Source organism: Sulfitobacter pontiacus (assembly GCF_040790665.1).
Taxonomy (GTDB): domain Bacteria; phylum Pseudomonadota; class Alphaproteobacteria; order Rhodobacterales; family Rhodobacteraceae; genus Sulfitobacter; species Sulfitobacter pontiacus.
The window spans coordinates 227,965-242,951 of record NZ_CP160849.1; the positions used below are offsets into that span (position 1 = coordinate 227,965).

Below are 14,987 nucleotides of genomic sequence, written 5' to 3' on the forward strand. Positions count from 1 at the left end.
GGATCGGGGTTAGTCGTTTGAACCGCCTCGGGCCGCGCCCTTGATCAGACTGCGGTCTGGGGCGTCAGATAGATCAACGTCGGGCGGTCGGCCTTAAAGGCTTGCGCCAGGACCTCTGGCAGCTCCTCCAGCGATTTCGGTGCCGCAGCATAGGCTCCATAAGCTTCGGCCAGTTTGCAAAAATCGGGATTATGGGCGATGACCGCGTTTGGCGCGATCTGCGCGCGGGTCATGCTGTCTTCGATTTCGCCTAGTTTGCCATTGTCCCACAGGATGATCGGCAAGGGCAGCCCCAGCTCTACCGCAGCCCCCAGTTCCTGCACCGTGTACTGAAAGCCATAATCCCCGATGATCGCCATGGTCGGCAGTCCGGGGCGGCCAATGGCCCCACCAATCGCAGCAGGTGTTGCGTAGCCAAGCGTGCCGAACCCGTAAGGATGATGCCAATTTCCGGGGCGGTCCATCTCCCAGACCTCGGTTGCGGCATAGGCAAATTGGGTCATGTCCGAGTAGATCATCGTGCCTTCGGGCGTCGCAGCCTTGACCGCGTCCACCACGGCAAGGATGCCCGGACGCTCCATATCCACTTCTGACCGCCAGCGCTTGCGCCAGCCTGCCACCTCGGCTGCATTCCAACCCGCTGCTGTGCGTTCGTCCGGCAAGGCAGCGTCAAGCGCGGTCATTACCTGTACCGCATCCCCAAGGATGGCAAACGGTGCTGCCTGCGGGTCCGCCAGAACCGACGGATCAATATCAACGCGCACCAGCTCGCCTGAATGGCCCAGATGATCGCGCCAGAGGTCCACCTCTGCCAGCTCGGTTCCGACGGCGATCACAAGATCCGCCTGCGCGATCACATCCACGCTGCTTTCCCGCGCGAGATAGGCGCCTAAATGCAGCGGCGCTCCGGGCGAGACGATGCCACGTCCGGCATAGGTCGTCAGGCTCGCTGCCTGCCAGCGGGCCAGCAGGGCGTCAACGTTCTGAACGCCAACGGCACCACCGCCAAAGATGAACAGCGGCTTTTGCGCTGCGGCCAGCTTTTGCGCCAGAAGGTCGATCTGCGCAGAGGGCACCGCCGGCAAGGTCGCGCTGACGGCAAGGGCGTGCGCGGGGGCGGCCTCCGCCTCTAGCAGGTGAATGGGAACAGAAATGTGCTTGGACCGCGGGCGGCTGGTGGCAAATTCGGTCAGGGCGCGGTCAATCAGCTGGTAGGCCGCCGGTGCCGTCAGCGCCATTTCGGACCAGTCGCACACGGTTTCCGCCGCCGCGCGCTGATCGTTCATCTGGTGCAGCTGCCCCTTCCGCGCCGCCGTTTCATCCAGACAGGAGGACAACACCAGCACCGGCACGGAATCGCTGTAGGCCTGTCCCATCGGCGTCATCACATTGCACAGCCCCGGGCCGGTGATCACATAGGCAACCCCCGGCTTGCCTGTGGCCCGGGCATAGCCATCTGCCATAAAGCCCGCCCCCTGTTCGTGCCGCGCCAGCACATGGGTCAGCCCTGCTTCCTCGATCCCGCGGTACATCTCTTGGTTATGCACGCCGGGGATGCCAAAGATCACCTCTACCCCGCGAGACTTGAGCATATGAGAAATCTGTGCCCCCAAAGGACGGGTTTGTACTGCGCTCATTATGCTCTCCAGAATTTGAATGTCAGAATGACGTATACCGCCATAAGCTCCAGCCGCCCGACCAGCATCGCGGCGGTCAGGATCCATTTGGCTGTGTCGTTAAGGGTGCTGAAATTGCCCGCCGGCCCGATGATCTTGCCCAAACCCGGCCCGATGTTCCCCAAGGCCGCCCCCGCCCCCGAGATCGAGGTCACGAAATCCAGCCCTGTCATGCTGAGCGCCACGGCCACCAGCCCTAGTGTCAGCGTGAAGAACATGAAAAACGACATGACCGAGATCATGACATCGCCGCTGATCGGGCGACCGTCATAGCGCGGGGTAAAGATGCCGTGGGGTGACCGGATTCGCTGCAACTGCGCACGGATGGATGCGAACAACAGCTGATAGCGGAAGATCTTGATCGAACAGGCGGTGGACCCCGCGCAGCCGCCAATCAGCCCCGTAAAGAAAAACAGCGCCACGGGAAACGGCCCCCAGGTCATATAATCGACCGAGGCAAAGCCCGTGCCCGAAATGATTGAAGTGATATTGAACAGCGCCTCGCGCAGGGATTGCTCCCAATGATGCGGAAAGACCGACTGAATAGAGATAAAGATCAGCCCCACCAGCACCGCAATCGTCAGCAAGAAACCCTTTACCTGCGGATCACGATGCAGGGCCAAAGGGTTGCCGTTCAACAGTTGCACGTAGCGCACGAAAGGCAGCGCCGCGAGCACCATGAAGATCGACGCCGCATATTCCGCATTGCCGCTAAAGGTACCGAAAGAGGCGTCATAATTTGAAAACCCGCCCGTAGACACGGTGGTCAGCGCGTGGACCGTCGCGTCAAAGACGTTCATCCCCAAGGTCAGATAGGTCAGCGCGCAGGCGAAGGTCAGCCAGACATAAATGACCGAAATCTGGCTGGCGATCTGCCCGGCCCGTGGCAGGATTTTACCAAAGGTATCAAAGGCTTCCGACTTGAAAATCTGCATACCACCGACGCGCAGCTCGGGCAGGAACACCATCGCCACAACAATGATACCGATGCCGCCCAGCCACTGCAGGATCGCGCGCCACAACAACAGCCCCTTCGGCAGATCATCAAGACCGGAAAACACCGTTGATCCGGTGGTGGTCATGCCCGACATGGCCTCGAACACCGCATCGACGAAACGCGCTTCTGTCGCGCCCAGCATGAACGGCAAAGCGCCGAAGAGCGGCAGCATCAGCCACACGGCCGTCGTCAACAAAAAGGTCTGCTGGATCGTCAGCCCTTCCCTGACCCCGTTGGCACAGGCCAGCGCGATCATGCTGCCCCCCAGCATGGTGATCAGCCCTGCCTCGACGAAGACGGGCCAATGGCCGCGCCCTTCGGCAATATCGACCAACATTGGCACAATCATCGCAATGCCAAGCACCGACACCAACAGGCCGATGACATATCCAACTGGGCGCAAATCCAACATCTGCGCAGCGTTGGCGCGGCGGCGCGCCGGTGTCAAGGACACGCCCTGCGGTAAAACGCAAAACGGCCCGGGCAAGACACACCCGGGCCGTCAATACTCAACCTGTAAACCGATCAGACGTAATATGTGTCGCGGAAAACATGGTGCACGATGTCATCACGCTTGATACCCATCGCGGCCAGCTCTTCGTCGGTCTTGGATTGCAGGAATGTCACCTGACGCATCCGGCCCGAATTCGCACCCGCTGCGATCAAACCGTTCCAGATGGCAGCAAAAAACCCGCCGATGACGGCGAAGGGAGCTTTGATGGTGGGGACGTTGCTTTGCGAAATTGTGCTGTTGTAAGCCATAATAAACTCTCGATTTATCTTGGCATTTCTGCCGGTTACCTTGTTCTGCCTCTTAATATAACGAAGCAATCCCCAATGAGAACCGACGTTTCTGCATAGCAGCATCCCGAAGATGCCGCATCGCAGCATGGCTTTGTGCATGTTTCAAGCAAGCACCACAAACCTGCGCGCAATAAATGCGCAGAATGAAAACATGTCAGAGTAACTGCCCTAAAACCGTGCGAACATCAGCCGACGTGAAACAGCGTGCTGAACAGTCTGGGATCGATGCTTTGAGCCGCAAAGGTATCGCCCTGCGTCAGAACAGAGATCGCATCATGACTGTGCAAGCTTTCTTGGTGGCTGGCCACAACGCGAAAATCACGCACTCGTGGCTCGGCTTGCAACTGCTCGCAGAACAACCGCGCCGCGTCTTCGACAAAGATCGGGTTAGCGGCGTTCAGCTCGGCAAACGCCTGTTCGTCCTCGCGTTTGACCATCACCTGCGTCTCTGTCGGCACCGCACGGCGCGCCGCGTCGATCAGGTCTTCGAACCACAGGCAGCTTTCCTCGCAGTTCACCTCGACCGAGATCCGCGCGACAGAGCGTTGCGAATGCGGCGTGGCAAGCTGCCCCCGTGTCGCACGGGCATGTTCGGACAGCTCCAGCGAACAGGGACAGGTAGAGGAATAGACGTAATCAAGGTGGATGATCTTCTTGCGCGCACCTTCGGCCTCGACCAGCTCAAGCGCGATGTCGTAATACTGGTACCCCGACAGCCCCGACCGTAAGCTGTCGATGCGCACCGGAAAAGAGAACCGCATCTGGATGCGAGCATCATAACTTTCAAGGTCGGACTTATAATCATCCAACGCAGCTTCCATCACCTCGAAGCTGAACACCTCATCGGCATGTTTATAGAAACTGCGCATGATGCGGGACATGTTGATGCCCTTCTTATCCGCCTCAAGGCTGACCGATCCGGTGACCGATGTCTCGAGCGTCAGATCGCTGCCCTCGCGGGTGTGAAACCGCATGGGCAACCGAAAGTTCGATATCCCCACATGCTGGATCTGCTGTTTCGCACCACGGATCAGGCTCGACGGGCCGTTTTGCAGATCGGGCAGCGTGGCCTTGTAGTTATCTCCCACAGCAAAATCACTGGGATAATCGCGGCTGAACTGCGGGTAGCTTTCGGCGCTTTGCAGCAGACGGGCCAGCGACGGGTCCAGCGTCTCAATCTCCGCGGCGCTGGCCTTGCGCGCCCAGGCACGCAACGTATCAAGTGCCGCAACCGCATCATCACGGTCCGGTATCACTGTCGCGGCGATATTCATAGCAAGGCCCTTTCGCAAGTTGCCCCCTATATAGGCGATATCGGGGGCTTTACCAATGCTCCGTCCAGCCAAGCAGGCAAAGCCCCCGAGTGATCACTTCAATGTGTCCAGCGCCTGACGGATGTCGGCGATCAGATCATCCACGTCTTCAAGCCCCGCAGACAAGCGCACAAGGCCGGGGCTGATCCCCAGCGTGGCTTTCTGGTCATCCGGCAAACGCTGGTGCGTGGTGGTCGCCGGATGGGTCGCAATGGATTTCGCATCGGCAAAGTTGTTCGAGATGGTGATAATCTCGAGCGCATTAAGGAATGCAAAACACGCGTCCTTACCGCCCTTGACCTCTACCGCCAAGACGGTCCCCGCCGACGGCGCATGAGACGTGGCGAGCGCGTGCTGCGGATGGCTGGGGTGTGTGGGATAGCGCACAGCGCTCAGCTTGGGGTGCCCGTTCAGCGCATCTGCGATCTTATAGGCGGCATCCGCTTGGGCACGGACACGCAGGTCGATGGTTTCAAGCGCCTTGAGGTGGGTCCAGGCGGTAAACGGGTTCATCGCGCCGCCGGTGTGTTTCATATAGGCTTCGATGGGTCCGCGGATCAGCTCTTTGGGGCCGCAAATCGCGCCGCCCAGCATACGCCCCTGCCCGTCCACATGTTTCGTGGTCGAGATAATGGCGATATCCGCACCACATTCCTTGGCATAGGAAAATACCGGCGTCGCCATCGCGTCATCCGCTAGCACCAGCGCGCCGACGGCATGGGCCGCTTTCACCACATGGCGCATGTCAACGACTTCCAGGGTAGGGTTCGAAATGCTCTCAAAGAAGACCATGGTCGTGTCAGGGCGAATGGCCGCATCCCACGCCGCGTTATCCGTGCCGTCGATCAAGGTCACCTCGACCCCGAAACGCGCCAAGATATCCTCCAGAACATACAGGCACGACCCGAAAAGCGCGCGCGCGGCGACCACGTGATCGCCTGCTTTCAGCAGCGATGTCAGCGCGCCGCTGACCGCCGCCATACCAGAGGTACAGGCGAAACAATCCTCATACCCCAAAAGCCCCGAGATCCGGTCCTCGAACATGCGCACCGTGGGGTTGCCATAGCGGGCATAGATAAACTCGTCATCCCCCAGCGACTGGAACCGCGCCTCGGCCTGTTCGGCGCTGTCATAGACAAAACCCTGTGTCAGGAACACGGCCTCGGACACTTCGTTATACTGGCTGCGGCGGGTGCCACTGTGAACAGCCTTGGTCCGTGGTTTCCAATCAACGCTCATTCTCTCATCCTTCCTGTCCCGCCGTGCAGCGGGCGTAAAAAAACCCCAGACGCGGTCAAGCGAAAGGGGGCTTTCATCCTGACCTTTTAGCGGAATTTGGCAGGTTTCTCTGCCCGTGGCCCGCAATCCGGTATCAAATCGCCACGTGTCATCTGCTACGCCCCTCGCCCGCTCGCGTCAACTCTAACAGCAAGCCGCCTTCCAAATGGCCGTAAATCCCGGGGGTGCTGCCCCATACGGGGCAGCGGGGGCTGGCCCCCGTCCTAGCTTTCGTCTTTTTCCAAACCATAGGTCTGGAACAGCCGCCCTTGCGTCATGAAAAACACAAACACCGCCGCCGTCAGCCCGAATGTCTTGAAATACACCCAAGTCTCGGTGCTGGCAAAGCGCCAGATCAGCTCGTTCGCGAGCGCCAGACCGAAAAAGCACAGCATCAGCCGTTTGGTCAGGATCATCCAGCCGGCGTCATTCAGAGGCATCATCTCTTCCATCACGAACTTGAGATAGGATTGCCCCCGCGCCAGACCGATCGCCAGCAGCACTGCAAACAAAAGGTAGATGGCGGTCGGCTTCATTTTAAAGAACCTCTCGTCATTCAGCCAAACCGACAGGCCCCCGAACAGTGTTACCAGAATGACTGTGGCAACCTGCATGCGGCTGATCTTGCCCGTCAGCGCCCACAGCGCGCCCGTCGACAGGATCAACAGCGGCACGAAGGCCGCCGTCACCACGATAAAGCCGCTGTAGTCGGTGCCCCACAGGGTGAAGGTCTCGTCCTTGAAGCGCAGATAGGCGACAAAGAATATCAGCACCGGCCCATATTCCAGCGCCGATTTGACGAAAGGGTTTATCTCGCGTGTCGTGCTCATCTTGCTCTCCAGTTATCCGCCCATTTCGACGATCACCGCGCCAAGCGCGATCAGCGCCATCAGGGCAATACGGCGCGGGCCTACGGTTTCTTTCAGCACCAACCATCCGATCAGCGCCGCAAACACGGTCGAGGTTTCACGCAGCACGGCGGCCTCGCCCACTTTGTCCAGACGGGTCGCCAGCATGATCGAACCAAAGCTGAAAAAGGCGACAAAGCCACCCGCCACGCCACGGGTCATCAACGGGCCAAGCTCGGGGCGATCCTCCATCCGCAGCCAGCGGCGCGCGGCGATCACGGGCATGACCAGCCCGTCGATCATGAAAAACCACGCCAGAAAGGTAAACGGGTTGTCCGTCGCGCGGATGCCATAGGCGTCGAACGTGGTATAAAGCGCCACGAAAAGCCCCGTCAGCACCGCCAGCCCAAGGGCCGCGTTCAGCGTATCGCGTTCGGACACGAGGTAGACAAAGTTATACAGCGCCAGCCCGAAGATGCCGGCCACCAGCACCGCAACGCCCAACCATTGCACGCCCGAAAAGCTCTCTCCAAAAATGAGGTAGGCGCCGATCACGGTGAACAAGGGCCCCGTGCCGCGCACGACAGGGTAGACGACCGTATAGGCCCCCTTGGTGTAGGCCCAGGCCTGTAACAGCTTGTACACAATATGGATCGCCCAAGCCCCGGCAAAAATGACCCACATATGGGGCTCGGGCCACGGCACGACAAACAGCGCAAAGGGTGCCGCCATCAGGCAATAGGAAAAGTCGATCGCCCCGCGGGTCAACCACGGATCATGCCGCCCTTTCTGAAGCGCGCCAAAAACAGCGTGCAGAAAAGCCGCGGCCAGCGCAAGCCAAAGCGCCGCTTGGTGCCCCGCTGCGGTGCCTTCAATTTGGCTGATCCATTCGGTCATGTCGCCGAACCTTTATGCTGCGTCACTGCGGGTCCAGCCCCATCAAGGCATCCGCAAACTCCTGCGGGTCAAAGGGCTGCAGATCGTCAATCTGTTCGCCGACGCCGATGGCGTGGATCGGCAGCCCGAACTTATCTGCAAGCGCCACCAGTACACCGCCCTTGGCCGTGCCATCCAGCTTGGTCATGACCAGACCGGAAACATCTGAAATTTCCTGAAAAACCTTCACTTGGTTGAGCGCATTCTGCCCTGTCGTCGCATCCAGCACCAACAGAGTATTATGCGGCGCGCTTGGGTCTTTCTTGCGAATGACCCGCACGATCTTGGCCAGTTCTTCCATCAGGTCGCCGCGGTTCTGCAACCGTCCGGCCGTGTCAATCAGCAGCAGGTCAGCGCCGTCACGCTCCGCCTGCGTCATCGCGTCGAACGCAAGGCTCGCCGGGTCAGACCCCTGCCCTGCGGTCAACACCGGCACGTCGGCGCGGTCGCCCCAGACCTGCAATTGTTCGACGGCGGCCGCGCGAAATGTGTCACCGGCGGCGATCACGACGTTCTTGCCTGCGGCTTTGAACTGGCTGGCCAGCTTGCCGATTGTGGTCGTCTTGCCCGACCCGTTTACCCCCACCACAAGCACCACCTGCGGTGTCTTGGCATAGATCGGCAAGGGCTTGGCAATCGGGTCCATGATCCGCGCGACCTCTGTCGCCATGAGGCGCTTGATCTCGTCCACAGACAGACGCTTGCCAAAGCGCCCCTCGGCCATATTCGCGGTGACGCGCAAGGCCGTATCCACGCCCATATCGGTCGAGATCAGCAGCTCTTCGAGCTGTTCGAGCATCTCGTCATCCAGCACACGCCGCACAACAGGGGCCGCGGCGCTGCGTCCCGTCAAGCGGCCCATCAGACCGGGCTTGGCCGGTGCAGGCTCGGGGGGGGCGGGCACCAGATCGGGGGCCACGGGGGTCATCGTCTCGCGCAGCGGCACGGGCGCGGGCGTATCCTCTTCATCCGCTGGCATCGGTGCGGGTTCATCATCCACCGCTTCGGGCAATGCTTGGGCCGCGGCCTGCGGCGCATCCATCACCTGATCGACGGGAACTTCATCCACCGTTTCAGGGGTATCCGTCGCCCCACCATCTTCGACAATCGCCTCAAGCCCCTCGTCGATCTTGGACGAGGATTTGAACATTTTGGATTTCAGCTTTTGAAAAAAGGCCAAGCGCGCTCTCCGAATTGTCAGGCGTTTTCTATGATCTATAGGCTCGACCGGCGGGATGGAAGGGCGACAAGAGCAATTGACAGCAAGGGGCCCGTCGCGCACCAAGTCTGCATGCGGTTTTTATGGGTGCTCTGGGTGATACTGATGGCAGGGGCGGCGCAGGCCGAGCCGGACCGACGCTACTGTTCCAGCACCAAATGGGGCCATGCCCACTGCATCCGCCCTGCGCATTTCGTGTATGACACGTGCAACGCGATCAAGGTCTTTTCCGAGCGGCACGGGCTGGATAGCGGATTTTTCGCGCGGCTCATCTGGCAAGAAAGCCGGTTTGACCAAAACGCCTTGAGCCATGCCAATGCGCGCGGCATTGCGCAGTTCATCCCCTCCACCGCAGCGCTGCGCGGGCTGAAAGACCCGTATAATCCAGCTGACGCACTGGAACACTCTGCCCAGTATCTGGCTGAAATGACGCAGAAATACGGGAACGAAGGGCTGGCCGCAATCGGCTATAATGGCGGCGAACGACGTGCAGAGGGGTTTCTGATCGGCAAAGGGCTCGCCCCCGAGACGGTCGCCTATGTCCCCATCATCACCGGTCTGGACGCCGAGCAATGGCGCGATGCCCCGCCCAAAACGCCCGATTTCCGGCTCTCAAAAACGCAAGCTTTCCTGCCCGCCTGCTACGAGATGGCACGCAATCGCCGGCTGACCGCCCTAAAGGTGACACCCCCTGCCCCGGTGATCAAACCCTGGGGCGTTCAGGTATCCTTCGGGACCAGCAAGGACCGCGCGCGGGATAAAGCCAATGCCCAGACAGCAAGCTGTCGCAGCGCGGTGAAAGGACGGCGTCTGGATTTCCTGTTCAAGAAAAACCGCGTGTCGCGCCGCAAGGGATTCTACTTTGGGCAATACGGCAACAACACCCGCACCGACGCCCAGCGCCTGTGCGACAGGATGCGCGCGACCGGGTGCACCTGCTTGGTGGTGCAAAACTAATTCCCACTTTAAAGAGACGTCTATCCCGTTCTACACCTCGTCCGCGAAGTGTTTGATCACCAGGCGGATCGGGTTCGGCGCTGCCTGCCCCAACCCGCAGATAGAGGCATCGACCATAGCGGTCGATAGCTCTTCCAGCAGTGGTTTATCCCAGCGGTCCGCCTGCATCAGCTTGACGGCTTTTTCGCAACCCACGCGACAGGGGGTGCATTGCCCGCAGCTTTCATCCTCGAAAAAACGCAGCATATTCAACGCTGCGGCCTTGGCGCTGTCTTGGTCCGACAGCACCACCACAGCGGCAGAGCCGATGAAAGACCCGTGCGGCTGCAATGTATCAAAGTCGAGTGGTATGTCATCCATCGCGGCGGGCAGCAGCCCCGAGGATGGCCCACCCGGTTGATAGGCTTTGAGCCGGTGCCCGTCGGCCATGCCACCCGCAGCCTCGATGACATCGGTGATCGTGGATCCCGCAGGCAGCTCATACATTCCGGGTTTGGCAACGCGCCCCGATACCGAATAGCTGCGCAGCCCCTTGCGCCCATTCTTTTCCGTGCTGTTCAGCACCTCGGGCCCTTCGCGGCAGATGCGCGCCACCCAATGCAGGGTTTCAACGTTATGCACCAAGGTGGGCCGACCAAAGATACCCACCTGCGCCACATATGGGGGACGGTGCCGCGGCAGCCCACGCTTGCCCTCGATGCTTTCGATCATCGCGGATTCTTCACCGCAGATATAAGCCCCCGCACCGCGCCGCAGATCAATGTATCCTGCGGGAACAATGCCTGCAGTCTCGAGCGCTGCAATCTCTGTCCGAAGGAGCGCGAGCACCTGCGGGTATTCGTCCCGCATGTAGAGGAACACTTTCTCTGCCTCTACGGCCCAGGCGGCGATCAGCATCCCCTCTAGGAAAAGATGTGGTACGCGTTCCAGGTACCAGCGATCCTTGAAGGTGCCGGGCTCCCCCTCATCGCCGTTGACCGCCATATAGCGCGGGCCCGCGTTATCCCGCACGAACCCCCATTTCTTACCCGACGGGAAACCGGCGCCGCCAAGACCGCGCAAACCAGCGTCGAGCAGGTTTTGCTGCACGTCCTCCCAATCGCCGTCACGGCGCAGTTTCGTGAGCACCTCATACCCCCCGTCAGCGACATAGGCGTCGAAGGCTTCGTAATCGGGCATATGCACATGGGTATCGCCTGCCGCGATGACCTGCTTCACCTTTTCCAGCGTTGCGTGGTCGACAAAGTTATGCCCGATCTCAAGCGCCGGTGCCGTATCACAACGCCCCATACAAGGCGCACGCACGACACGCACCTCTGACGCGTCCAACCCGTCTTCCAATGCGGCTTTCAACGCCTGCGCACCGGCCAATTCGCAGGACAGAGAATCGCAAATCCGTATGGTCAGCGCGGGCGGTGGTGCTTCCCCCTCTTTCACCACGTCAAAATGGGCATAGAACGTTGCGACTTCGTAAACTTCGGCCATGCTCATGCGCATTTCTTCAGCCAAAGCGCGCAGGTGCGCCGCAGAAAGATGCCCGAATTTATCTTGAATAAGATGCAAATGCTCGATCAGCAGATCGGCACGTCGCGGTTTATCCGCCAATAGGGCGCGCACCTCATCCCACGCGTCCTCTTGCAGCTGGCGACCCTTGGTGTGGCTGCGTCCCTTACCCTTGCCGGATTTCCACACACCTTTGCGCGGTGCGTTTGCATCTGAGGTATCATGATTATCCAACGCCATCGGGCCGCCCTTTTGTATCGCTTGTGCATCACGCTATCAAAGCCGCATAAGCTTGCGCAGAGTAAAAGCGACCAATCCGCAGCAGTTTACGCGGTAGCTGCGGCGACCTAGGCCCTTTTTCACGCGCCGTTTCGCGTATAAGAAACACGCATCCCCAGCGGAGCCGCCCTATGTTCTGGTACAGCATCGCCAGCCTGACCCCAGCGATATTTCTGTTGCTCGCCTGTCTACGCGGCGGCCCCTGGCCCCTGATCGCGCTGCTGTCGATCACTGTGGTCGTGTTTTTCCTTGATAGGCTATCTCGCCGGCTGCCAGTGCGAAACTCTTCGGGTCGTGCCCTAAGCCTGACACTGGGCGTTGTGCATTTCACACTTTTACCCCTTGGGGTCTGGGCGCTAGGCGCAAGCGACACGTTGAACGTGACCGACAAGCTGTTGATTTATATCGGGCTTGGTCTGTTTCTTGGCCAGATCTCGAACTCCAACGCGCATGAGCTGATCCATGCCGCATCGAAATGGCCCCGACGGATCGGCACCGCAATTTATTGCAGCCTTTTGCACGGGCATCACGTGTCGGCTCACCTGCGCGTGCATCACATCTACGTCGCAACGGAGCATGATCCGAATTCGGCCAGATTGGGCGAAGGCTTCTATACCTATGCCCTGCGCGCCCTAAAAGGCGAGTTTATGGCTGGGCTGCAGGCTGATACGCGGCAGCGGCGTGGAAAACGGCACCTGTTGTCACACCCTTATGTCACCTATGTCACCGGTGCGTTGATCACCCTCGCCGTCAGCTTTGCAGTGGCCGGAGCGCGCGGGGTCGTTGCGATGCTGGCGCTGGCGGTCTATGCGCAAATGCAGCTGTTGCTGTCCGATTATGTGCAACACTATGGCCTGCGCCGCAAAACATCCGAAAATGGCAAGCCCGAGCCCGTGGGCCCGCAGCATAGTTGGAATGCGCCTGCGTGGTATTCCTCGGCGATGATGTTGAATGCGCCGCGCCATTCGGACCATCACATGCGCCCCTTGCGCGCCTTTCCGGCGCTGGAGCTGACACCGGGCACCATGCCGATGCTGCCGCGGTCCCTTCCTGTAATGGCTGTGCTGGCGCTGGTCCCACCGCTGTGGCGTCGGGTGATGGACCGCCGTGTTGCGCGTTGGCAGACGGTCCGCGATCAAGACTAGATCACGCGTCGGGTTTCTGGCACGCTGCGGCTATGAAACAGCTTGCCCTGATCCTCGCCCTGACACAGGCCGCCCCTCTGGCCGCGCAATCCATGATGTCGGCGGCAGAATTTGACGCCTATACACGGGGCAAAACCCTGTTCTACGCCCAAAACGGAGAGACCTACGGTGCGGAGCGGTATCTGAGCAACCGGCGCGTCGAATGGTCCTTTCTGGACGGTGAATGCAAGTCAGGCAGCTGGTACGAAGATGCGGGCAAAATTTGCTTTACCTATGACGAGAACCCGGCACCCCAGTGTTGGCGCTTTCGCGAAGGGGCGTCCGGATTGATCGCCCAGTTCGAAAACGACCCGACCACCACCGAGCTTTACGAGGCGCAAAACAGCGGGCAGGATTTCACCTGCCTCGGCCCGAAGGTAGGGGTCTAAGACCTAGAAGAGACTGCCTTGTTCGGGCGCTTTCTTGGGGGTCTTTTTGGGGGCCGCGCCGCCGCCGATCTTCATCTTGCCGTCGATAAATTCAATCTCGAGCGCCGAAGCATCCTGCGCCGCCTGCTTGGTTGTCACCACGCCCCCGTCGCCGCGTACCACGGCGTAGCCCCGTGCCAACGTCGATTTATAGCTCAGCATTTCATGCAGACGGTCAAGCCCTGCAATCTGTTTGTGCCAGCCTTGGGTCTGCCGTTGCCCGGCATCTGAAAGGCGCCGCGCAAGCGATTGAAAGGCTTCCTCTTTCCGCTTGCGGTCCTGCTCTAACGCGTCGGGGCGGAAACGGGCGATCAAACCTTCAAGACGGCGCTTTTGCTCGCGGCCCAATGCCTCGGGGCGGAAGCGATCGGCCAGGGCGGCCAGCCTGCGTTGCTCTGCCTGAAGGCTGCGGCGCAGGATGGCAGGGCGCAACGCGCCAGAGATGTCAGAGAGATGCACCTTGCGTTTCTGCACACCCGCGGTCAGCGCCGGACCCAGACGGGCGCCGCGCATATCGAGCCGCTGGCGCGGACCATCAAGCAGGCTATCGGGCCGAGGCAAAGCGCGCGCCATGTCGCGCAACCGCTGGTCACGGCGCGCAAGGCCCTGGCTGAGCGCTTGGGTCATCCGTGCCTCCTGCCCGTCGAGCAGGGCGACAAGTTCATGGCGCACAGGCACCGCAAGCTCGGCTGCCGCCGTCGGCGTGGGCGCGCGCTTGTCAGAGACATAGTCGATCAGCGTGGTATCGGTTTCATGCCCCACCGCCGAAATCAGCGGAATGTCGGATGCTGCGGCAGCCCTCGCCACGATCTCTTCGTTGAACCCCCATAGATCCTCGACCGAACCGCCGCCGCGCGCCACAATCAACAGATCAGGCCGCGGCAAGGCTCCGCCCGGGGTCAGCGCGTTGAACCCCGCAATGGCGCGCGCGACTTCTGGCGCGCATTTCGCCCCCTGCACGGCGACGGGCCAGATCAGCACCTTGCGCGGAAACCGGTCGCGCAGACGGTGCAGGATATCGCGGATCACCGCCCCCGAGGGCGAGGTCACGACGCCGATCACCTCTGGCAGGTAGGGCAGCGGGCGTTTGCGTTCGGGGGCGAACAGCCCCTCGGCCGCCAGCGCCGCCTTGCGCTTTTCCAGCAACGCCATCAGCGCGCCCATGCCCGCGGGTTTGATATCCTCGATCACGATCTGGTATTTCGACTGCCCGCCAAAGGTGGTGATGCGCCCCGTGGCAATCACCTCCATCCCCTCTTCAGGTTGGGTTTCAAGCCGTGCTGACACGCCTTTCCAGATCACACCGGAAATAACCGAACTGTCGTCCTTGAGATCAAGATAGATATGCCCTGAACGTGGCCGGCTGACACGCCCCACCTCGCCGCGAATCCGTACATGGCCGAATTCGCCCTCGATCACCCGTTTGATCGCGCCCGAAAGCTCGGTCACGGTGAATTCGGGGCTGTTCCGCCCCTCGCGCGGGTCGTCGATCAGATCCATCAGCGGTGTCTTTCCGTGTTTATCTTGTGTCGGGCTCAGTCCCAGCTTAGAACGCGCAGCAACCA

Annotated in this window: 13 protein-coding genes; 3 read left to right on the forward strand and 10 right to left on the reverse strand. The window is 60.5% G+C overall.

What is annotated here, in order from left to right:
* Positions 1-44 precede the first annotated feature (44 nt).
* From AB1495_RS01035 to ftsY, 8 genes are all read right to left on the reverse strand, one after another.
* The gene (locus AB1495_RS01035) at positions 45-1,637 is read right to left on the reverse strand and encodes a 5-guanidino-2-oxopentanoate decarboxylase (protein ID WP_074634517.1); all 1,593 of its coding nucleotides are present in this window, start codon (positions 1,635-1,637) and stop codon (positions 45-47) included.
* Positions 1,637-3,085, reverse strand: a complete 1,449-nt coding sequence (locus AB1495_RS01040) for a TrkH family potassium uptake protein (protein WP_037945061.1) — start codon at positions 3,083-3,085, stop codon at positions 1,637-1,639. Before AB1495_RS01040 ends, AB1495_RS01035 begins: the two co-directional genes overlap by 1 nt.
* Positions 3,086-3,198: 113 nt before the next feature.
* Positions 3,199-3,435 carry a hypothetical protein gene (locus AB1495_RS01045; protein ID WP_005854202.1) on the reverse strand — a complete coding sequence of 79 codons (237 nt, stop codon included), beginning with the start codon at positions 3,433-3,435 and terminating at the stop codon, positions 3,199-3,201.
* 227 nt (positions 3,436-3,662) lie between these two features.
* Positions 3,663-4,751 carry a GTP cyclohydrolase FolE2 gene (gene folE2 / locus AB1495_RS01050; protein WP_074634518.1) on the reverse strand — a complete coding sequence of 363 codons (1,089 nt, stop codon included), beginning with the start codon at positions 4,749-4,751 and terminating at the stop codon, positions 3,663-3,665.
* A gap of 93 nt (positions 4,752-4,844) precedes the next feature.
* Entirely contained in the window at positions 4,845-6,029 is a 1,185-nt protein-coding gene (locus tag AB1495_RS01055; RefSeq protein WP_074634519.1) for an aminotransferase class V-fold PLP-dependent enzyme, read from the reverse strand.
* 263 nt (positions 6,030-6,292) lie between these two features.
* Entirely contained in the window at positions 6,293-6,898 is a 606-nt protein-coding gene (locus AB1495_RS01060) for an inner membrane-spanning protein YciB (protein ID WP_005854205.1), read from the reverse strand.
* Between the two features lie 12 nt (positions 6,899-6,910).
* Positions 6,911-7,813 carry a DMT family transporter gene (locus AB1495_RS01065; RefSeq protein WP_005854206.1) on the reverse strand — a complete coding sequence of 301 codons (903 nt, stop codon included), beginning with the start codon at positions 7,811-7,813 and terminating at the stop codon, positions 6,911-6,913.
* Positions 7,814-7,835: 22 nt separating this feature from the next.
* Positions 7,836-9,032 (reverse strand): signal recognition particle-docking protein FtsY, encoded by a 1,197-nt coding sequence (gene ftsY / locus AB1495_RS01070; RefSeq protein WP_074634520.1) that lies wholly within the window; start codon positions 9,030-9,032, stop codon positions 7,836-7,838.
* A gap of 144 nt (positions 9,033-9,176) precedes the next feature.
* Here ftsY and AB1495_RS01075 point away from each other — a divergent pair, with 144 nt between their 5' ends.
* A complete protein-coding gene (locus AB1495_RS01075) occupies positions 9,177-10,028 on the forward strand; it encodes a lytic transglycosylase domain-containing protein (protein WP_244268827.1) in 852 nt (283 codons plus the stop codon).
* Positions 10,029-10,058: 30 nt separating this feature from the next.
* Here the strand turns inward: AB1495_RS01075 and AB1495_RS01080 are convergent, their stop codons facing one another.
* The gene (locus AB1495_RS01080; RefSeq protein WP_074634522.1) at positions 10,059-11,771 is read right to left on the reverse strand and encodes an NAD(P)H-dependent oxidoreductase subunit E; all 1,713 of its coding nucleotides are present in this window, start codon (positions 11,769-11,771) and stop codon (positions 10,059-10,061) included.
* Positions 11,772-11,941: 170 nt separating this feature from the next.
* On the opposite strand from AB1495_RS01080, the gene AB1495_RS01085 reads away from it, so the two are divergent.
* Both AB1495_RS01085 and AB1495_RS01090 read left to right on the forward strand, forming a co-directional pair.
* Positions 11,942-12,955 carry an alkane 1-monooxygenase gene (locus AB1495_RS01085; RefSeq protein WP_074634523.1) on the forward strand — a complete coding sequence of 338 codons (1,014 nt, stop codon included), beginning with the start codon at positions 11,942-11,944 and terminating at the stop codon, positions 12,953-12,955.
* A 32-nt stretch (positions 12,956-12,987) separates the two neighbouring features.
* Positions 12,988-13,383: a hypothetical protein gene (locus AB1495_RS01090; RefSeq protein ID WP_074634524.1), complete on the forward strand. Its 396-nt coding sequence runs from the start codon at positions 12,988-12,990 to the stop codon at positions 13,381-13,383.
* A gap of 3 nt (positions 13,384-13,386) precedes the next feature.
* Here the strand turns inward: AB1495_RS01090 and xseA are convergent, their stop codons facing one another.
* Positions 13,387-14,922, reverse strand: coding sequence for an exodeoxyribonuclease VII large subunit (gene xseA, locus AB1495_RS01095; protein WP_074634525.1), 1,536 nt, complete (start codon positions 14,920-14,922; stop codon positions 13,387-13,389).
* Positions 14,923-14,987 lie beyond the last annotated feature (65 nt).